This window comes from Xenorhabdus hominickii, from assembly GCF_002632725.1.
In the GTDB taxonomy this organism is placed as follows: domain Bacteria; phylum Pseudomonadota; class Gammaproteobacteria; order Enterobacterales; family Enterobacteriaceae; genus Xenorhabdus; species Xenorhabdus hominickii.
In genome coordinates, this window is record NZ_NJAI01000001.1 from 184,767 (window position 1) to 205,464 (window position 20,698).

A 20,698-nucleotide genomic window follows, 5' to 3' on the forward strand; every position below is an offset into this window, starting at 1 on the left:
ATTTCAAGTGTTTTAGATTACATCTAGTAATCTAAATCTAGTAAGTTAGAGCAAATACAAATAATTTAACTCACTTTTGTCCAATATCAACTAAGAACTTATAACCAGGTTAGATAATAAGAGCACTGTGATTCTATGGTTGCAGATATGTTACCGTTACTATCTGTTGCTGTGGCTGTGATTACATTTCCCGCATTATCACTAACCACTCTAGACTTATATGATCCATTAATTCTACATAGAATTATATCAACATAAGCTACTTGATCAAAGCTAATTGCTGTGATTCTGTAATTATTTGTAGGTCTTACACTGTTTTCAGGTGTGTTATTGATATCTTGAACTGTGAAATTAACTAATTGCTTATTTGTTGTTGAACCACTATCGATTACTGTACCTGGCTTTTTAAAAAGGGCTTTCTGTTTTACTGTTTCAATATTTATATTTGTAGAACCGCTATCGTTTTTGATATATCTTACATTAACCTCAGCTTCGTTTAAAAATAGGGTCACGTATTCATCCCGTTGTTCCTCACATATAATGAAGGTAAATACGTGAGGGATCGTGATGGCATTAGTTGAAGTGAAGTGTCGATTTTGCGACCAAACCACGCCTGTTAAAAAGCACGGCAAAGGAGAAGGTGGGCATCAACGATATTATTGCCAGTCCTGTCGTAGAACCTTCCAGCTCGAATACACTTACCGGGCTTGCCATTCGGGTATGAAAGAGCAAATCGTCGAGCTTGCCATGAATAACGCCGGTATTCGTGATACGGCACGGGCACTTCATGTCAGTATTAACGCTGTTGTACGCACTTTAAAAAACTCGCACCACGATGTGTAACCACGCTGCCGCTGGATACCCCTGAGCTTCAGCTTATCTGTGAAGTCGATGAGATGTGGTCATTCATCGGCAACAAAAAACGGCAACGCTGGTTGTGGTACGCGTGGGAGCCTCGCTTGAAACGTATTGTTGCTCACGCTTTTGGAGCCCGTAGCAAACAGACACTCAGAACGTTGCTGGAAAAGTTATCCGCTTTTGATGTAGCATTCTGGTGCACCGATAATTTAGGGGCATATGACATATTGGCTGATGAGAAACACATCACCGGTAAACTTTATACTCAACGTATTGAACGAGAAAATCTGAACCTGCGTAACAGGCTAAAGCGACTCAATCGCAAGACGCTGGGTTATTCTAAGTCAGTTGAAATGCATGACAAGATCATTGGCACATTCATCGAGCGTGAATTCTATTATTGATGATCAATCAACAGATTGAATACACGACCCATGTTTCTGCCCCATTGTGTGTTGACGCCGATGACTGAATTATATCGGTAACCTATTTTTACAATATATAAACTAATGGTTAGGTAAAAGATAAAGCCGACTTTATTTAAGTCATTCGCTCTAGTTAGAGCTGTATATTTAATCATATGATTGAGATAAGAAACATTTACTTTTTAAGCAATTCATATGTATGGGAAATCACACAAGACTGATTAATTAAAAAAATAACTTCATGTGGTATCTTAAGGTGATTATAAACAGGGAATTAAACCTATTTAAAACTCAATCACACTATCCTTTATGAAATGCCATTAATAATCAAATAAGGTTTTATGAGCAAAAACCAAGATGTTTTTGAATAAATTAAAAACTATCATATAGGATAAATATTTTTTGGAGTAACATAGATGTCAGAAATGATACATAGTTCTTTATTACCATCTCAATCATTTAATTCAATCAGAGTAATATCTGCAAAAGAATTTGGCATTGAGTCTGGAGTTTGTAATAGGAAATTATTACAGGATCTACAAGATAGATCTGAATTATTGCGGATCCCGATAGATTTTTCAGGTATTCGAGAAATATGTTTCGATGGTTACATTTCTATCGGTGATTGGTTTCATTGGCGCTCATCCGGCCGATTTGATACCACGATAAAACCTGTGTCATTAACCAGAGCAACCGTTGGTTCAAATGGCTATGGTATTTATGCGTGGTTTACACGAAAAGATCCCGAACAAAATCTCACTTACGCCATGCTTGAAGATATTGGAATGGATGGTCAATATCAAGGTGGATATGAAATTAAGGTGGAATCACTAATCAGGGGATTTTGTTGGCATGCAGATAGAGATTCTGTTTTAACTGATATCACAGCATTGCGCTGCCACTTTAAAAATATGCCTCATGAAGCCTGGGAAGGTTACACAACTAATGGAGGAACAATAGATGGTATACGATATTTATATTGTTCATCTGAAGGCGAAGACCCAGAAAAAACCTCAGTAGGATTCAATGCGTTTAAATGTATGAATGGCTCCATAGACTCACCATCAGAGTATGGAATATATACAATACGCAATATTGTAAGCCGAGGAAATACAGCAAGAGGGCATAGAACATTGACCGATTTGAAACGCGGTTGTGAAAAGTGGAGCATTTCTTTATGTAATACATATGATATGAATGATTGCCACCATTCTACTGATGGCTCTAGAGACGGAATTTTTTCTGATAACATTGGAGAACAAACAGGAAAGTCTTATAGGAATAAAAACTTCCTTGAAATTCAGGGGGAAAATATAACTGTAACATCCTCTATATTCAAAGGAGCACCGGATGATAAAAGAGCGGGAGTCGCGGGTATTTTAATCACTAACTATCAGTATCCTTCATTACCAGGAAGTAATGAAAGTAAAAATATACATATTAGTAACTGTCAAGTAAACAACATTGATAATGGAGCCATCAGAATTATTAATGCGTCAAATGTAAAAGTAAATGGCTTGAGCATTAATAATTGCAAAAATGGAGTTTCATTTGAGCGAAATCTCGGAATGAATAAACCTTTATTTAATACAATCGAAGATATTGTAACTCATGATTCCGATACAGGTTTAATTGTCTCTACTGACTATCCATTGTTAATTAACACTCCACCTATCAATGGAAAAATGGCTTGTAAAATTAATAACGGCACTATAATTTACAGATTCAAAAAACCATATTTTTGTAATTACCCCCCCAGCATAGAAAATTCGGATATACTACTTAAAAATATTGGTGGTACCTCATCCGATGATAGACCTATTGGTATACCTTATGCTATTGAATTAGATGATTCAGAACCATTATCAGTACGGGAATATTCTGCTGCATTAATCCCTGTTCTGGAAGATGATATTATTTATTTCTCTTGCCATGTAAAAGAATTGAGTTCCCCAGAGTCTTCATTTTTAATTAGAGAATACATTGATAATGAGATTAAATATAGTGAATTTATTAGAACTGGAGCACGGAATGACTGGAATGAATTTTTCGTTATTTATCATCCATCAGTTCAAGGAGTTAATAAAATAGAAATTCTGTTATGTCCAGCAACCGATGATTTAGGAAATACGTCACTGCAAGGGAAAACACTATTTTCGAAGATGATTATATCAAAAAGACCTATATGAGCAGCAAGGATGATTTTTAAATAACAACCTTAACTTCACCCTGGTTTCATTGTGGAAGTATATTTTCCATACTCAATATCTCATGCTATCACGTCCTTGGTAGCATTTTTTCAACCATTGAGGATATCCATGCGGTTAATTTACGAGCTGAATGAAGCAATAAGTCCAAGTCTTACAAGTTAGATAAAAAGCACTGACAAATATCTACCCATCTTCAAAAGACTACAATCATGATGACTAATTATACAAAAAGGAAATCATTATGGTCGTATCAAACAAAAGTCGACGTAGTGGTATCAAAAAGCCTTTTAGACTCGAAGAAATCTGGCGTATCCGAACAAGGCTCGAAATCGAAAATAACCTGATGCAACTGGCGTTACTCAATTTGGCAATCGATAGCAAACTCCGAGCGAGTGATTTGCTGACTCTCAAAGTTTGCGATGTTTCGTCACAAGGTATGGTATTTGATAGGGTTAGACATGCTCAGAGGAAAACTGATATTGAAGTCCAATTTGAGATTACCTCTAAGACTCAGAATAGCTTAATTAAGTGGATGCTCTCTGCTTCTTTGACTGCTGGCAATTATCTTTTCCCAAGTTTGAGATGTAAGCAGCAACCAATTAGTTACTCATACTATAGGCATCTCGTTAGAACGTGGGCATCAAATCTTGGGTTAGACCCAAATTTCTATGGCACTCACTCGATGAGGAGAACGAAAGCAACGCTTGTATACGCTAAAACTAAGAACATTCGTGCAGTTCAACTATTACTTGGGCACGCAAAGGTAGATAATACTATCCGTTATCTTGGTGTTGAATTGGAGGATGCCCTCCGACTTTCAGAAGGAACAGATTGTTAAGCCATGTGGCCCTGAATTATAGGGGGCCACCACCCATTACGAGTTAGATCCAAGATTTACCAATCCTCCCTTTTCGTGCTTATTCATACCAAAGCTAATGGATATGTAAAGCCTTATCCTATTCTTAATCTTAAACTACCAAGAAAAAATTAAGTATAATAGGTAGATACAAATATTATTTTTGAGTGTTGGCCTTAATAGTTCTGGCTCTATCTTTGAACTTAGGGTCAATAGAACTTAGTGCATACAATCTACCTAGTAATGTGAGTGTAATCTGCATATTGATGGCATTAGGAATGTCTTTTATAGATTTCCAACATGTAATGTCTGAAACTAGCTTCATTCGCTGCTCATTACGTACGAACACTATTTCATCCTTTATCACAATGCCTGTTACAAGCTTCGGTTCTTTGCCGCGATACAATTTTGTTTTGGTCGGGTGCATTTGGTGTCCATGCCTTTCAATAATCTGACGAGTTATGGACTTGAAAAGTGGGTTTACGTGGTTTCCCGAGAAAGTAAGGTCATCGACATACAAAGTCATTGTTACATTGTGCTTAATAGCTAACTGTTCGAGCTCGCTAAACATTCTACAGTTAGCCCAGTAAGCGAGTGGCATACTGATGCGACTACCTGTTGGAAGGTGACCGTGAATTGTGCAAATATGGCTTAAGATATCTGCGACATCTGATGAACATTCCATAACTGTGTAGAAAAACGAAAAAACCATGCTTCTTTTTGTCGATATGGAAAAAAAGAACAAACATCCGTTGTCATGAGTGGAAAACTGTTACAGTGAATACGAGCATTACCTACATTTGAGTGTTGTTTCTTTCCAGAATGCAAAAAACTCGGTGTAGCAATTCGGCAAATTAGACTTGCGATCCGTGTGTGAACTACATCTAATTCGCCTACTGGATGCTGTATTTTACGTACCTTACCCTTCTTACCTTTTTCCTCAAACTCGTTGTAGTTTTCCGTATCGTTCATCATACGAAGCAGAGTTTCCATATCAACTTTGAGTAGATTTGTTAACTTCTTTTTTGACTTAAGTTTGTAGAAAGGAGAATCTTGTAAGGTATAGGATTTTTTTCTGGTAACTATTTTAAGCTTTGATTTTTTTGTCATTCTTATTGATCGCCCAGTCTGCAATTACTAGAACTTTACCAACCATTAATTGTCTGAATTTTTTGGCTAACTTCCCTTCCTTGTGGATGTTCTGAGAAAACATTACAAGAGAAGTTACGGGGATATCAAACTTTGATGAATACATCTCAAGTAATTCGCTCTCGATAGGCCTATTACCTGATTCAAGTTCTTTTAAATACAACGGCGTCAAACCAAACTCGTTAGCTAAATCGCTAACCGTTAGTTCATGATATTGTCGAATTAATTTTAAAGCTTTGTGGATCATTAGGTAGTCCATAGTAGGTTCGAAACAAGGGGGAGTAAACTTACTCGTCACCCCTTTCTGTTCCTTCTAACATACGTAGTAAGAGCCAGATTCTATAAATCCATACGAGTATGAACTTAATGATTGAAAAAACGGTTTCCCACTTCTTCGGGCGTGTCTTTTGGTTTACTTGCTGATCTTGATGTGCGTTATGTTTTTTCATAAATATCTCCTATGTGCCTTGAAACCCACCTCATCCGCAGATGAGATTAAGAAGTTACAAGTTCGCCTCACAAAGGAAGGGATTGATCAGCACAAAGCCCCCGTCTCGACGAACCTTTGGTCGCCCAAAAGGTTCGAGTACCCACCCATGTTCATGCTGTCACTAATATAGAGAAGCTAGGCATGTGGGGGTAAAAGGGTAGAAAGATTTCTCTTTCCTCGGACTAAGTCCAGTTAATGGCGTAGTTATCCCTCAACACATCAAGTATTAATCATATTAATGAAATCCATAACTATCAAAGGGAATATTTAAAAATGAGACATAGTAGGCAATATTGAAGTGTATTAGTCGTCACTCGAACTTGACCTGGCAGTTAGCCATATATTTTCTCATCATCGTCAGATCGTTACCTACCTTTGGGTTAACTCATTTATGCCCAAGGACATATCGGGGCATGATCATCGCCAGCATGTTTCTGCCCCATTGTGTGTTGGTGTCGCTAGCTGAATTATATCGGGAACCTATTTTTAGCCTGAATTTGTCAGATAACTACATAGTGACACTAAACCGGAAGGTGCAATACTGGTGGAACGAGTATAACTGAGCAAGCTGGGAAATTATGATTGTGATACTTCCAGAGAACTCCACATAGAAGGCTTTAAATTTACGGTAATATGACATGTGAAAACACTTGCTAATATTGATGCGATTTAATCCTACGTTTTGCACAAAAAACATGAGTTGTATTTCGTAACACGGCTGAATGCCCATACCCTAACATCCAGCCGATTTAAGGAAATTAATCCAATGAGAATGCTGATAAAGGAAGAGCTGTCTCATGCAGATGACGCCATATCACCTGATTATCCGCCTCCAACTCGAACACCACGGTCGAAAAGCGCAGCGTTGCGTTCTGGCCTGGCAGCTGTTGCCGTTCCTGATAAGTCACGGTAGCCCCTATAGCACTCTCTGCAATCAATTGCATATTGTCGATTTCAATCTCCAGCCCCGATTTTGCGCCGCATTGCGTACGGAAAAACGAAGTTAGCGACGTGTAATCAAGCTGGCCTCCACCTGGAGTCACCATGGAATAGGCTGGGCTGAAACGTGCCAACAAATCTTCACACACCTCGGCGGGACTGCTGGCATCGCCGAGCCAACGGCGGATCAGTACGTGAGCATCTAAGACTTCCTGAAAGTAGCGATTCATCATTTCTCCTGATTAAACGTAAGAATAACTCTGCTATTAGCTATCCGTAGGCAGAGTAAGACGGGAATGACAGCACTGATGGCCGCCAGTGCAAAGCACAGATGATAAGCCTGGGTTTGCTGAATACCTGATATGTTGAGTAACACGTTCAGTAATAAACTGATTAACGTCACGCCCAAACAGAAACTGAGCTGACGGTTAATGTTCCACAGGGCGCTGGCATCCGCCAATTCAGCATCGTGTATCTGAATAAACGCCAAACTCTGCGCGGTGCTGCTGCACAGGCTGCCCCCGAATCCCATCAATGCATAAGCGACAGCCGCCAAAATCACGTCATCGGCACTGCCAACCAGAGGTAATAATCCAATACCGATCCCCTGCACCAGGCAACCAATGATGAACAACGGACGCGGCCCGACCTTATTAAACTTTTTGCCAGTGAGAGAGATAGCGGCAAATGAGGCTATCGCCCAGGGAAACATCATCGCGCCCACCAGGGTGGCATGCATCCCAAGCTGATCCTACAAATACAGCATCGTAATCAGGCTGACGCCGGTAAAAATGCCCGGAATAAGCTGATAGATCAGCATCGCGGTTTGCAGCATCGGCTTCTGGATTAGACGCAGGTTGAGCAACGGTTGCGTTTTACGTAACGAAGTGCGTACATACCAGCACATCAGCGCAATACCAGAGCCCAGTAACGCCGCCCCCAAGCTCAGGCGATCGGATTCGCCCATGTAAGTCAGGCCTAGCAGAATCAGAGTCAGCGCCAGACAGCCCGAGATAAGATCGCTGAAATCCAGCCGTTCGGCACTGGTGGCACGCACATCACTCTTCAGCCAACAAACGGCAAGAATCAATGCGACGAATGCCAAGGGCAAACTGGCTAAAAATACCCAGCGCCAGCTGACGTTGTCCACGAGCACGCCGCCGATGGCCGGAGAGAGCGCCGGCGCCATTAAGGCGACCAGCATAACGACCGAAGAGAGTTTTGCCCGCTCATGACTGCGATAAAGGGCATAAGTCATTGCCTGACCAACAGGGATCAGCAGTCCCCCGCCCAGTCCCTGTACCACGCGCCAGGCAATGAGTTGCTCAATATGGGAGGCGCCGGCTGTACAGCCGGTGCCGATGATGAAAATAATCAATGAGAGGATAAACAGGCGCTTTGAGCCCACTCGTTTTGCCAGCCAACTACTTAGGGGAATAACCAACGTTAATCCCAGAATATAGCCATTACTCACCCACGCCAGCTGACTAACCGGCGCATTAAGCTGCCGGCCAATATCGGGATAGGCGACGTTGGCGATAAACATGTTGACCAGATCGATGAAAAAACCCAGCAGATAGACGCTGGCGACACGCACCCGATAATTCATATATTTCTCATGAAAAACAACATAATGGGCGCAGTATACAGTTAGAAAAAAAAAGATAAATCGACGTTTTGCAGTTACACTGTCTAAATTATTTTGACAATAATCCAAGTTCATAAGGAAGATCCATGCTGAATATGCAACGTCTGGAGATATTTGTGGCGGTAGTGGAAGCCGGCAGTTTTACCGGCGCGGCGCATACGCTGGGGCTGACCAAAGCAGTAGTGAGTTTTAACATTAAGCAGCTTGAGGAGGAATTAGGCATTTCCGTGCTCAGTCGCAGTACCCGGCAGGTAGCCATCACCGATGCCGGCGAACGTTTTTATCTGCACTGTTTGCAGCTGTTGCAGGATATGGAAAAAATCCTAGGCGATGTCCGCAGCGATCATGCCGGCCTGAGAGGCATGCTGCGTATCACCACCACGCAGGAATATGGGGCCAGAGTTGTGGTTCCCGTGATCTCGGCATTTGCCGCCCTGCATCCACAACTACGCATCCAGCACGTATCGTCATCAAAAAATGATGATTTGATCTCTGGACGTTTTGATGTAGCAATACGTCTTGGCCAACTGGCAGATTCTACTCATCATGCGAAGCTAATCGATTGGTTCGATATTCTACCTGTCGCTTCAAAAGAATATTTAACGACGCATCATGACAATACCATCACTGACCTGAAACAACTGCAAAGTGCGCGCTGGATCGCACATAGCCGTCTTGCCACACCATTAAGCTGGCAGGTTTTGACGCCTGCAGGCGACAATGTACTGTTCAGGGCAGATGCTCCTCCCATGATTATGGCTGACAGCGCGACTTCACTGCGGGCATTTGCCCGCAGTGGCGCAGGCGTGGCATTACTGCCCGCTTGGTTGGTGCAAGAAGATATTGCCAACGGATGTTTAACCCCATTACTGCCTGATCACCACTTTCCCAGGCAAGGCATCTACGCGCTCTATCCCAATACCCGCCATGTCTCCGAAAACGTCCGGACATTTATCGATTTCTTACAAAGCCGGATCGAAAAGCCCAACAGCAAACAATAACAGAATCTAAACAACCAATCTCAAACACATCAGCAAAATTCGCGATGAGTGACTTCAGGAAAAACGGAATGATAGCAAACTTATCGCGCCCCCCTCTTAAAGGCTAACAACCTTTCGGCTTAGAAATTTTCAAAATGAATTGTGTAATTTTACATCAAGCACGCTAAAAAAATTTTCCGTTCTGATCCAGCGAGCTAGTGTAGCAGTCAAGGATTTTCGGACACTTTAATAAAGACCAAAAACTGATCCTTATCTATAATTTTTTTATCTCAGTGAAAAAAATAAACTATTTCTCATCAAAAACTTTAGTTTTAAAGTAAGAATTATCATTTTGATATAAATTTACTTAATGAGGATATATCAATGAAAAAGCCACTAGTCGTAATAACTGGAGCTAGTTCAGGAATCGGTCAGGCAACAGCAAAATTGCTTTCCTCATATGGCTATCCACTACTTTTAATCGCTCGACGAATAGAACGAATGGAAAGTCTAAATTTGCCAAATACATTATGTATGGCAGTTGACGTTACAGATAAAAAATCATTTTCCAAAGCAATAGAACAAGCAGAACAAAAGTTTGGTCCCGTTGATGCTCTAATTAACAATGCAGGAGTCATGCTGTTAGGAAGCATGGAATTACAAGATTCTAACGAATGGGAACAAATGTTAAATGTTAATGTGAAAGGAATGATGAATGGTATTAGTGCTGTAACGAAAGGGATGATAAACAGAAAAAACGGAACCATAATAAATATCAGCTCAGTAGCCGGACGTAAAACTTTTCCTAACCATACCGTTTATGTTGGTACAAAATTTGCTGTACATGGAATGAGTGAGAATTTAAGAGAAGAACTTTCAAAGTACAATATAAGAGTCACAATAATTGCTCCGGGTGCAGTCGAAACTGAGCTATTAAGCCACACATCCGATAAAAAAATAAAAGAAGAATATCAAGACTGGAAAAAAAGTATGGGTGGTGAGGTTCTAACCGCAGAAGATGTAGCTAAGGCTATAAATTATGCCTACAGCCAACCTCAAAATATCTGTATCAGAGAAATTGTTCTTGCGTCCACTAAGCAAGAAGCTTAAAACCAAATTAAATGGGCACTACTGCAAAATTTGATTTCTATAAAAATGGAACTCTATTGCCACAACATATTGCGTTTCTAGTAATAGAAATAACAAAATGTAGTAGGGAAACCATCTCCAGCAAAAATTTGCAACAGTGCCAACATCAACAGGGCGTTTTATGTTTAGGCATGTTGGCTTCATTGCTGAGCTTGAAAATTGAATTGCCACAGGTTTAATTGATAACTCAGAATTATTATGGGCTGACTTTGCCATGGTTGAAGCTCCCCAACTCTATGAGCATCTGCTATTGGCACAGGGCTGACAGTGGATGGCATGATTATGCGGGATATTTACAATCATACCGACATGACTTAGTGACGGTTGTATCTAATTTTTGGCGCCGATCAGTTACAACATAGGACTCCAATACTGCTACAAGCTGTTTAACCACTATTTGTTGTGCAAACTCGGTCAATTTTCCTAGTTATGAAGACGCAGGTTGTGAGCGGTCGATTGCCTAGCCCATCTGTGGGGATACCAAAATTACATCCATTTTGGCCTGGTGCAATTAAGTCAGACTGATTTTATGAGATAATCTCATCCAAGATCATTTTATATATATTATCGGACGACAGAAGAGGGATTAACTAGTGATGGCATTTCTTCTTTGCCAGAGCTTAGTCCTCAATATGCAGAACTCCGATTATTTTTCGTAAAAAAAGAGAACCTATTTACATGGCTAAATCACCAGCTAAAAAAACCAACAAAGGCTTCGAAGAGACCCTCTGGGATACCGCTAATCAACTGCGTGGTAGCATAGAATCCTCCGAATATAAGCATGTAGTGTTGAGTTTGGTCTTCCTGAAATTTATCAGTGATAAGTTCGAAGCCAAACGTAACCAATTAATTGCTAACGGTCAGGAAGCCTTTGTTGATATGGATGTTTTCTATCAGCAGGATAACGTTTTCTTTTTGCCTCAAGAGTCTCGTTGGTCTTACGTCAAAGCCCGTGCGAAGCAAGATGATATCGCGGTAATTATCGACACAGCCCTGTCTACTATAGAGAAGAGCAACGCATCGCTGACGGGGGCTTTACCTGATAACTATTTCTCCCGTCAGGGATTAGAGGTGAAAAGGCTCGCTTCCCTCATCGATAGCATTGAGAATATTGATACCCTTGCAAGCGAGTGCGGTCTGGCGGAAGAAGATCTGGTCGGTCGAGTCTACGAATATTTTTTAGGAAGATTTGCTGCCAGTGAAGGTAAGGGGGGCGGCGAATTCTATACCCCTAAATCGGTGGTAACACTGCTAGCCGAAATGCTCGAACCTTATCAGGGCAAGATTTATGACCCTTGCTGTGGCTCAGGCGGTATGTTTGTACAGTCACTTAAATTTGTTGATAGCCATCAAGGAAAAAGCAAAGATATTGCTATCTATGGGCAAGAACTCACCAGCACCACTTACAAACTGGCTAAAATGAACTTAGCAGTAAGAGGTCTCACTGGCAACTTAGGGGAACGCCCAGCCGATACGTTTTTTGCTGACCAGCACCCTGATCTCAAAGCTGATTTCATCATGGCTAATCCTCCTTTTAACTTGAAGGATTGGCGCAATGAAGCGGAACTGACTAACGACCCCCGTTTTACCGGTTTCCGCACTCCACCTACTGGTAATGCCAACTACGCATGGATCTTGCACATGCTTTCTAAGTTGAGCGAAGACGGCGTCGCGGGTTTTGTATTGGCTAACGGTTCGATGAGTTCCAACACCAGTGGTGAAGGGGAAATTCGCCAAAAGCTAATAGAAGATGACCGTATCGAGTGCATGATTGCCTTACCCGGCCAGCTTTTTTTCACTACACAAATTCCGGTTTGTTTATGGTTTATTAGCAAGAGTAAGCAAACTAGCGCTAAATATGGTTACCGTGATCGTCAAGGCGAGACACTGTTTATCGATGCGCGCAATCTCGGCACTATGATCAGCCGTACCCAAAAAGAACTCACCCATGATGATATTGCCACTATCGCCGATACCTTCCACGCGTGGCGCAGTAGCGAAAGCGAACTTAAGCGCCGTGTTGCAGCTAAAGAAATTAGTATTGAGGAGTACCAAGATCAGGCGGGTTTCTGTAAGGTTGCTACCCTTGACGATATTAAGGCTAACGATTTTGTATTAACGCCGGGGCGCTATGTGGGCGCTGCGGAAGTGGAAGATGACGGCGTTGCTTTTGAAACCAAGATGCAGGAGTTGACTCAAACTTTATATCGCCAGATGGATGAAGCAGAAAAGTTGGATAAGGCTATCCGTACCAATATGGAGGTGCTGGGTTATGGGGAATGAATGGCCAGTAACTTGCCTTAATAGACACATTTCTATCAAACACGGTTTTGCTTTCAAGGGAGAGTATTTCAAAGATTCACCTACATCTAATTGCCTATTAACACCCGGTAACTTCGCAATTGGTGGAGGGTTCAAAGGGGATAAATACAAGTACTACGATGGTCCCGTTCCGAGTGACTATGTTTTAAAATCTGGTAATTTAGTTGTAACAATGACTGACTTGAGTAAGCAGGCTGATACTCTTGGTTACTCTGCGTTAATACCAGAACAATCTGTTAAACGCTTCCTGCACAATCAGCGAACGGGATTGGTACAATTTAAAGACGATGCACTAGACAAAACTTTCCTATATTTCCTTTTGCGCTCAAAAGAGTATCGACATCACGTTGTCAGTGGGGCTACTGGGACAACAGTAAAACACACATCTCCAACAAAAATCCTCTCATATGAATTCCGAATACCTCCGAAGGATTTGCAAATTTCGATCGGTAACTATTTGCTATCAATAGAGAAAAAAATCTCCCTCAACCTTCAAATCAACCAAACCTTGGAGCAAATGGCACAAACTCTGTTTAAATCGTGGTTTGTAGATTTTGATCCAGTGGTCGATAACGCACTTGATACAGGTTTTTTTGAGCAGGATTTAGCATTTTCTGAAGAGTTATTGCATCGAGTAGAAATGCGTAAAATTGCGCGTGAAAGTGGTAATTTTAAATCGCTACCTGAGGATATCCGTAAGTTATTTCCATCTTCTTTTGAAAAATGTGAAGAGCTTTCATTGGGGCTTGGTGGCTGGGTGCCGAAGGGGTGGGAAGTATCTACCGTAGGTGATGAACTTACTGTAAAAGGTGGCTCTACACCAAGCACTGCAAATCCTGAATTCTGGGTGGGGGGAAATATTCACTGGACTTCTCCAAAAGACCTATCGGGTAGCAAAGAAAAAATAATGCTCGATACAGAGCGAAAAATCACTGATGTTGGGTTAAATAAAATTACATCTGGATTACTCCCAGTTGAAACGGTGCTGATGTCTTCACGAGCACCTATTGGTTATCTTGCTCTGACAAAAATTCCGGTTGCGGTTAATCAGGGCTATATCGCGATTCCTACAACAAAAAGGCTTTCACCGGAGTATGTCCTTTATTGGTTGAACTCTTCTATGGATGAAATTAAAGGAATTGCTGGCGGTACAACATTTGCTGAAATCAGCAAAAAAACGTTCAAAAGCATCTCAATGGTCATTCCGAATACAAAGGTAATTGGTATCTATACAGTTACAACTAAAAGCTATCTCAATAAAATGACGCTAAATGCTACAGAAAGGTCAGCATTAGAAAAACTCCGTGATGCGTTATTACCTAAGTTGATCTCTGGCGAGCTATCCCTAAGCGATGTTAAAACAAGTATCGCAGAAGATGCATCGATATAAATAATTCGACCGCTTCACAGTTTTCCCATTGTGAGGCGGTTTTTGTTATCTAATCGATTAAACTTATTTTATAAAAACAAATCCTATAAAAACCAATAAGAAGCCACTGACATGAGCCATATTTTTACAGAAGCCAAACTGGAACAGGCTATTATCACCTTGCTAGGACAGCACGTAAATGATGCAGGGCAGCCTTGCTACCCACATTTTATGGGTAACGATATTCCACGCAAAGATAACAGTGAAGTGATAATTACGGATGATCTGCGCCAGTATCTCGCCAATCAATATCAGGCGGAAGGCATAACCGAAGGGGAAATTACCTCCATCCTACAACAGTTACAAACCTTGCCTGCAAGTGACCTATACCAAAGCAACAAAACCTTCTGTCATTGGCTCAGTAATGGTTTTTTACTCAAACGTGAAGACCGTAAACAAAAAGACCTGTATATCGAACTGATTGATACCCAAACGCTGCCAAGCCAGCTGGTTAGGCTGTTTGCGGGTGAAGAAGTGGCGTCAGAGGTGGATAATAATATCTACCGATTGGTCAATCAGTTGGAAATAGAGGGGCAAACGCGTGATGGCGGGCTACAACGGCGTATTCCTGATGCGATTTTGTACGTTAATGGTTTGCCGCTGGTGGTGTTCGAATTTAAATCGGCAGTGCGTGAGGAAGAAGCGACACTGTTTGATGCTTGGACACAGATTTGTGTTCGTTATCGTCGCGACATCCCTAAACTATTTGTCTATAACGCATTGTGTATTATCAGTGATGGCGTGAATAACAAAATGGGCAACTTGTTTGCCCCTTACGAATTCTACTACGCATGGCGCAAAGTAAACGGCAACGAGTCAACGGAGAAAGAGGGCATCAATGGCCTTTATACCCTGCTTCAAGGGCTATTCCATCCCGTTAGGTTACTGGACGTGCTGAAAAATTTTATTTTCTTCCCTGATACCAGTAAGCATGAAGTAAAGGTGTGTTGTCGTTATCCGCAATATTATGCAGCCCGTAAGCTTTACTACAACATTAAAAAAGAGCGTAAGCAAATCACGGGCAGTGGCGAGAATATTGGTGGTAGCGGTAAGGGCGGAACCTATTTCGGTGCAACGGGTTGCGGTAAGAGCTACACCATGCAATTTTTGACTCGCTTATTGATGAAGAGTGTCAATTTTGCCAGTCCAACGATTATCTTAATTACCGACCGTACCGATCTCGATGAGCAGCTCGCTAAGCAGTTTTGTAATGCCACTGCCTTTATTGGTGATGAGATTATTGAACCGGTATCGAGTCGGCAAGATCTGCGGAACAAACTGGCGGGACGAGCCAGTGGCGGGGTATTTCTCACCACCATTCATAAGTTTACCGAAGATATTCAACTGCTTTCTGAGCGCAGCAATATTATCTGTATCTCTGACGAAGCCCACCGTAGCCAGATCAACCTTGACCAGAAAATCAGTATTAATCAGGAAAATGGCACGGTTAAAAAGACTTACGGTTTTGCCAAGTATCTGCATGACTCACTACCGAATGCGACCTATGTTGGGTTTACGGGCACGCCTATCGACGCAACGCTGGATGTATTCGGCGATACTATCGATAGCTACACCATGACGGAGTCGGTCAATGATGAAATCACCGTTCGCATTGTGTATGAAGGACGAGCCGCCAAGATAGTCCTTGATAACAGCAAACTAGAGGCAATCGAACAGTATTATCAGGAGTGTGAAGCACAAGGAACAAACGAGTACCAGATTGAAGAGAGCAAGAAGGCAACCGCTAACATGAACTCCATTCTTGGTGACCCCGACCGCATAGAGGCTCTAGCTAAAGATTTTGCTCAACATTACCAAAAACGCGTAGAGGAAGGCTCAACGATCAAAGGTAAAGCCATGGTTGTTTGCGCCAGCCGTGAGATTGCGTATGCTTTTTACCAGAGCCTTAAACAGCAACGCCCTGAGTGGTTTGAAGCGAAACAGGCTATTGATGGTATATCTCTTACTGAACAAGAGAAAAAAGAGTTAGTGAGTCTTCCTTTGGTCAATATGGTAATGACACGGGGGAAAGATGACGCAGAAGCTATGTACAATTTGCTCGGTACTAAAGAGTACCGCAGAGAGTTAGACAAGCAATTTAAAAACCCTAAGTCTAACTTCAAGATAGCGATTGTGGTGGATATGTGGCTGACGGGCTTTGACGTGCCGGAACTCGACACCATTTACATTGATAAGCCGTTGCAAAAGCATAATCTTATCCAAACCATTTCCCGGGTAAATCGTCGTTTCGAAGGTAAAGACAAGGGGCTTGTAGTTGACTATATCGGCATTAAAAGCCGAATGAATATGGCGTTGGCGATGTACTCGAAGGCGGATAAATCTAACTTTGAAGATGTTCAGCAATCCATCGTCGAGGTTCGTAATCACCTGCATTTATTGGCGCAAGTGTTTCATAATTTTGATAGTCGTGATTACTTTTCAGGTGCACCGACCTTGCAATTAGAATGCCTCAATAAGGCGGCTGAATTCGTATTGCAGACGAAGAAAGTCGAACTACGCTTTATGGGGTTAGTGAAACGCTTAAAAGCTGCCTATGATGTCTGCGTTGGTAGTGAAGAAATTACACAGGAAGAGCGTGAGCAAATCCATTTTTATTTAGCGGTACGTTCGATTGTCTACAAACTGACGAAAGGTGATGCCCCTGATACTGCGCAGATGAACCAAAAAGTGCGTGAGATGATAGCCGAAGCACTCAAGGCGGAAGGTGTCGAAGAAATCTTTACCTTAGGTGATGACAAAGCCGAAACCATCGATATTTTTGATGATGAGTACATGGATCGCATTGGCAAAATCAAGCTGCCCAACACCCGGATGCAACTGCTACAAAAGATGTTGGCAAAAGCCATCAATGATTTTCAAAAGGTGAACCAACTTCAAGGGATCAACTTTTCCAAGCGCTTCCAAGCCTTGGTTGAACAGTATAACCAGCGTAAAGAGAACGATGTGCTCAACGGTGAAGAGTTCGACATCTTCACTCAGCAGATGGCTGATATGATCTATGACATCAAGACCGAGATGATGTCATTTGAGGATATCGGTATCGACATGGAAGAGAAGGCCTTTCTCGATATTCTGCTGCATATGTGCCAGAAGTACGATTTTACCTACGACGATGACAAAATGTTGGCCTTAGCCAAGGAGATGAAGGTCATTGTCGACGATGGTACCCAGTACCCCGACTGGAGTAACCGCGACGACATTAAGGCCAAGCTGAAAGTCGATCTTATCCTGCTGCTACACCGTTATGGCTTCCCCCCAGTGGCTAACGATGAGGTTTACAAAAGCGTTCTGGAGCAGGCAGAGAACTTCAAGAAGTACCAGCATAGTTGATTTATCTCATCGAGGTTTGGCAATCAGTTACATGTGCAACTGATTGCCACCTCAGGCTGAATACACCAGATTTGAAAGACACCTCAGAGTTATTTATGGACATCTTGATTCGTTAAGAGAACCACATTTATGAGTGTCCGCAGTTGGTACAGACTGTGTAAAAACCGTGATTTCATCCAACAAACATCGATTTAGGTTGCATTTAAGCATCCGATTTCGTCGTAGCTTTTATCAAAGGCTATTAGTCTGTTCCCCTTGCTGACTATTAAATCAGCAACAGCCCGACCAATCCCTTCGTTTGCACCAACTACAAGGTATGTTTTAATTGTTTCGTTACACATTGAGATAAGCCAACGTTCTATTCTTAAATAAATAATCCTCAACGAGAACTGTGTATTTTCCTTGCTCAAATCGGTATGAAACATACCCACTACTGTCAAGCTTGAGTTTCTGGAATGCGGCAATAACAAAGGAAGCAGAGAAGCCATGAGTTACTACAGCAATCGACGAATCGCTTTTTTCGTAAACATCTTGGATAAAGCTTTCTACACGGGTAAAAAGCTCACCCCTTGACTCAGCCCCTTCACATATCCTATGGTTTTCTCGGTCTCCTGTCGGAGATGCTGGAACAATGAGTTTATTGTGTTCATCCTGGTCCATTCCTTCATGTTTCCCAAATGACATTTCACGCAATCGCGAATCAAACACTATAGGTAGCTGTGTTCCTGAAAAAATCTCATTTGATGTCTGCTGGCAACGTTTTAAGTCCGAAGAATAGACTTTTGTGACATCATCGATAGCACCTGAATCCACCAGTTTTTTCTTTACCAGTCGTGCCTGTTCAAGCCCTTTTTCAGTGAGGCTAGAGTCAAACCAGCCTCCAACACATTTATTCACACCATGGGTAGCTTCACCGTGCGTAATTAAGTATATTTTCTTCATGTTCACCTCAACACATAGTTACATTCATGGTCACAAAATCATTAATGTATCTTCGCTAACAAAGTCGTCCATGAGTTCTGGAAAGAGCGTGGATTGATGCCTTGATTGACCAGTAATATGGTGAGACATGCCAGAATCTCCATGATTATGCTTACCAATCTGATGATACTGGACTTGGCTTTGAAATTGGATCGGTAGCTAAGACCAATTGATCATAAGTACATCGTACTGAGACCAAAAGATGAACAAGGGTTTTTACACAGTCTGGGTACTAAGCCGACTATTTGATTGAATCTCGTTCAGTTCGAGTCTTATTTGGTACAACTAACTCACTTTTGTCCAAAAGTGAGTTAGCGTAACATAGGGATAATCGCCTAAGATTCAAGATTGCTTTGCTCATATTCCAATGACCAGAGCAACAGAGCGTGTGTGCTCCAATACAACTTATTCGCCCTCAATATTCTGGTAATACACCTGCTTAATATAACGCCCTCGCCCGTCACCATGCCCTAAATCCATCGAGACCAGTGCCAGCGCTTCCCGCTCGCTGAATCCTTGCGCTATATAATGCTCCCCAGATTGCTGAGCAAAATGATAACGCATACTGTGTGGCGCTTTATTACCGCTCAGTCCTGCACGTCTGACAATATAGCGGTAACGGTCTATGGCCTGCGTGATCGTGGGTTTATCAATCAGTTTGCCGCCACGCCCGGTCTGCTCGCGTTCAGCATAAGCAATCGCGTGTTGCAGGGCTTCCCGAACCAGTATGACCGTCTGTCTGGGGCGTCCACCTTTAGTACCGAACACCACCCGCACAGACGTATGCCCGTTTTCCAGTGCTTTCTTCCAGGTCGCTAACGATTTGTAGGCTTCCACCGCTTCTTTGGTACGCAGTCCCAGCACATACGCCAGTTGCATAACAACCGCGACACGCCGGTCTTTTTGTTCCACCTGCTGAAAAATGTCCCAGAATGCAGCCGGTACCAGCGCCATTTTCGTTCCCTAGCGGCTGGTATCCGCGATACCCAATGCCCGGTTACTCAGGCGGGCATTATCGGGATCAGCCAGCTTATGCTTTCCCGCCTGCGCTAAAATGGCTCGCAGCATCGACATTTCATTTTGCAGTGTCCGATGACTGATATTGTTGGCTTTGCGTTCAGCGATGTAGTGCTCAATATATTTCACCTTCAGGCTATCCATTTGGCGGAGTTTGATGCCATTGTCTTTCAAATAATCAAGGAAGTGCCGGGCAATCCGCGCCCGATCCGCCACCGTAACAAAACTTCCGCCTGCCTGTCGGGCATGCGTGATAAAAACTTTTCTGAACAGCTCAACCTTTGAACGTGTCGATCCCTGCGCCATTCTCGCCTCTTCTGCTACTTTGCGTTTGTTTTATTCATTTTTAGTCGTTTTTAAAACAATTCCCTGCGTGTCGGTTCAGGTTCACCGTTCCGTGGTGCGTCAGACAATGTGTAGCAGGGCGAGATTGTGTTGAGTTATTGCAGGAGCTCGCGACGTGCTCAGCACAGCGATGACATGCTCCCCGTTCAGTGCCTGATCTCATCAGGATGAACGCCTCATTATCTTGACGTGATTCATTTCTCCTTAATTTTTACTGCATCAGCCTGCAATCAGGCAGTGGGTTGAAAATCCGATAGGACAATCGTTTATCCATCAGACAACAGGGTGGTTAATAGTCTGTTTTACGTGGTTTCACTGAGTAATGCGGGATTCAAATCGGTCGTAAAGCCAGACCGGATGGGCTATGGACGTTTGCCGCTTTGCGGCGTCACTTGGTAATCGCTGCGCTTCAACACAAGTGACGCCGCACAATATTCGGGACGTTTACCGTGATGAACTGAAAATACAGATAAATGTTGTACTGATGAGAATGGTCTCATTCAGCGTAAGACAGGGCCTGTTTTGCTCTGTTGTGTGAATAGCCGGTGA

General features: G+C 42.3%; 14 protein-coding genes and 3 pseudogenes. 8 read left to right on the forward strand and 9 right to left on the reverse strand.

Annotated features, from left to right (window positions below):
- Positions 1–98: 98 nt before the first annotated feature.
- Positions 99–512 carry a hypothetical protein gene (locus Xhom_RS48115; protein ID WP_069316987.1) on the reverse strand — a complete coding sequence of 138 codons (414 nt, stop codon included), beginning with the start codon at positions 510–512 and terminating at the stop codon, positions 99–101.
- A 55-nt stretch (positions 513–567) separates the two neighbouring features.
- On the opposite strand from Xhom_RS48115, the gene Xhom_RS48120 reads away from it, so the two are divergent.
- From Xhom_RS48120 to Xhom_RS48130, 3 genes are all read left to right on the forward strand, one after another.
- Positions 568–1,262 (forward strand): IS1 family transposase gene (locus Xhom_RS48120; protein WP_099139630.1). Its coding sequence is split into 2 segments (ribosomal slippage): positions 568–817 and positions 817–1,262, totalling 696 coding nucleotides; the frame shifts between segments, so codons are not numbered across the junction.
- 437 nt (positions 1,263–1,699) lie between these two features.
- A complete protein-coding gene (locus Xhom_RS48125; RefSeq protein ID WP_069316990.1) occupies positions 1,700–3,472 on the forward strand; it encodes a hypothetical protein in 1,773 nt (590 codons plus the stop codon).
- 262 nt (positions 3,473–3,734) lie between these two features.
- Positions 3,735–4,331, forward strand: coding sequence for a tyrosine-type recombinase/integrase (locus tag Xhom_RS48130; protein ID WP_069316991.1), 597 nt, complete (start codon positions 3,735–3,737; stop codon positions 4,329–4,331).
- A gap of 669 nt (positions 4,332–5,000) precedes the next feature.
- Here Xhom_RS48130 and Xhom_RS48135 read toward each other — a convergent pair.
- The 5 genes and pseudogenes from Xhom_RS48135 to Xhom_RS48155 all read right to left on the reverse strand — a co-directional run bounded on the left by Xhom_RS48135 (position 5,001) and on the right by Xhom_RS48155 (position 8,536).
- Positions 5,001–5,459, reverse strand: coding sequence for an RNA-dependent RNA polymerase family protein (locus Xhom_RS48135; protein WP_232326115.1), 459 nt, complete (start codon positions 5,457–5,459; stop codon positions 5,001–5,003).
- Positions 5,437–5,745: a helix-turn-helix domain-containing protein gene (locus Xhom_RS48140; protein ID WP_069318487.1), complete on the reverse strand. Its 309-nt coding sequence runs from the start codon at positions 5,743–5,745 to the stop codon at positions 5,437–5,439. The genes Xhom_RS48135 and Xhom_RS48140 overlap by 23 nt, the downstream gene beginning before the upstream one ends.
- Before the next feature lie 741 nt (positions 5,746–6,486).
- Positions 6,487–6,634, reverse strand: a pseudogene (locus Xhom_RS48145) (IS982 family transposase); the annotation flags it as partial.
- Positions 6,635–6,746: 112 nt separating this feature from the next.
- Positions 6,747–7,157 (reverse strand): DUF4440 domain-containing protein, encoded by a 411-nt coding sequence (locus Xhom_RS48150; RefSeq protein ID WP_069316992.1) that lies wholly within the window; start codon positions 7,155–7,157, stop codon positions 6,747–6,749.
- Positions 7,157–8,536: pseudogene (locus Xhom_RS48155) on the reverse strand (MFS transporter). Before Xhom_RS48155 ends, Xhom_RS48150 begins: the two are co-directional and overlap by 1 nt.
- Before the next feature lie 125 nt (positions 8,537–8,661).
- Here Xhom_RS48155 and Xhom_RS48160 point away from each other — a divergent pair.
- Together Xhom_RS48160 and Xhom_RS48165 are read left to right on the forward strand one after the other, a co-directional pair.
- Positions 8,662–9,576 (forward strand): LysR family transcriptional regulator, encoded by a 915-nt coding sequence (locus tag Xhom_RS48160; RefSeq protein WP_069316993.1) that lies wholly within the window; start codon positions 8,662–8,664, stop codon positions 9,574–9,576.
- A 363-nt stretch (positions 9,577–9,939) separates the two neighbouring features.
- On the forward strand, positions 9,940–10,665 hold the full coding sequence (locus Xhom_RS48165) for an SDR family oxidoreductase (RefSeq protein WP_069316994.1): 726 nt from the start codon (positions 9,940–9,942) through the stop codon (positions 10,663–10,665).
- Between the two features lie 18 nt (positions 10,666–10,683).
- Here Xhom_RS48165 and Xhom_RS48170 read toward each other — a convergent pair whose 3' ends face one another.
- On the reverse strand, positions 10,684–10,920 hold the full coding sequence (locus Xhom_RS48170; RefSeq protein WP_145957420.1) for a hypothetical protein: 237 nt from the start codon (positions 10,918–10,920) through the stop codon (positions 10,684–10,686).
- A gap of 462 nt (positions 10,921–11,382) precedes the next feature.
- On the opposite strand from Xhom_RS48170, the gene Xhom_RS48175 reads away from it, so the two are divergent.
- From Xhom_RS48175 to Xhom_RS48185, 3 genes are all read left to right on the forward strand, one after another.
- Positions 11,383–12,987: a type I restriction-modification system subunit M gene (locus Xhom_RS48175; protein ID WP_069316996.1), complete on the forward strand. Its 1,605-nt coding sequence runs from the start codon at positions 11,383–11,385 to the stop codon at positions 12,985–12,987.
- Positions 12,977–14,416, forward strand: a complete 1,440-nt coding sequence (locus tag Xhom_RS48180; protein ID WP_069316997.1) for a restriction endonuclease subunit S — start codon at positions 12,977–12,979, stop codon at positions 14,414–14,416. The genes Xhom_RS48175 and Xhom_RS48180 overlap by 11 nt, the downstream gene beginning before the upstream one ends.
- 111 nt (positions 14,417–14,527) lie before the next feature.
- The gene (locus Xhom_RS48185) at positions 14,528–17,806 is read left to right on the forward strand and encodes a type I restriction endonuclease subunit R (RefSeq protein ID WP_069316998.1); all 3,279 of its coding nucleotides are present in this window, start codon (positions 14,528–14,530) and stop codon (positions 17,804–17,806) included.
- Between the two features lie 333 nt (positions 17,807–18,139).
- On the opposite strand, the gene Xhom_RS48190 is transcribed toward Xhom_RS48185, so the two are convergent.
- Together Xhom_RS48190 and Xhom_RS48195 are read right to left on the reverse strand one after the other, a co-directional pair.
- Positions 18,140–18,748 carry a histidine phosphatase family protein gene (locus Xhom_RS48190; RefSeq protein ID WP_069316999.1) on the reverse strand — a complete coding sequence of 203 codons (609 nt, stop codon included), beginning with the start codon at positions 18,746–18,748 and terminating at the stop codon, positions 18,140–18,142.
- A gap of 444 nt (positions 18,749–19,192) precedes the next feature.
- Positions 19,193–20,110: pseudogene (locus Xhom_RS48195) on the reverse strand (integrase domain-containing protein).
- Positions 20,111–20,698: the final 588 nt, after the last annotated feature.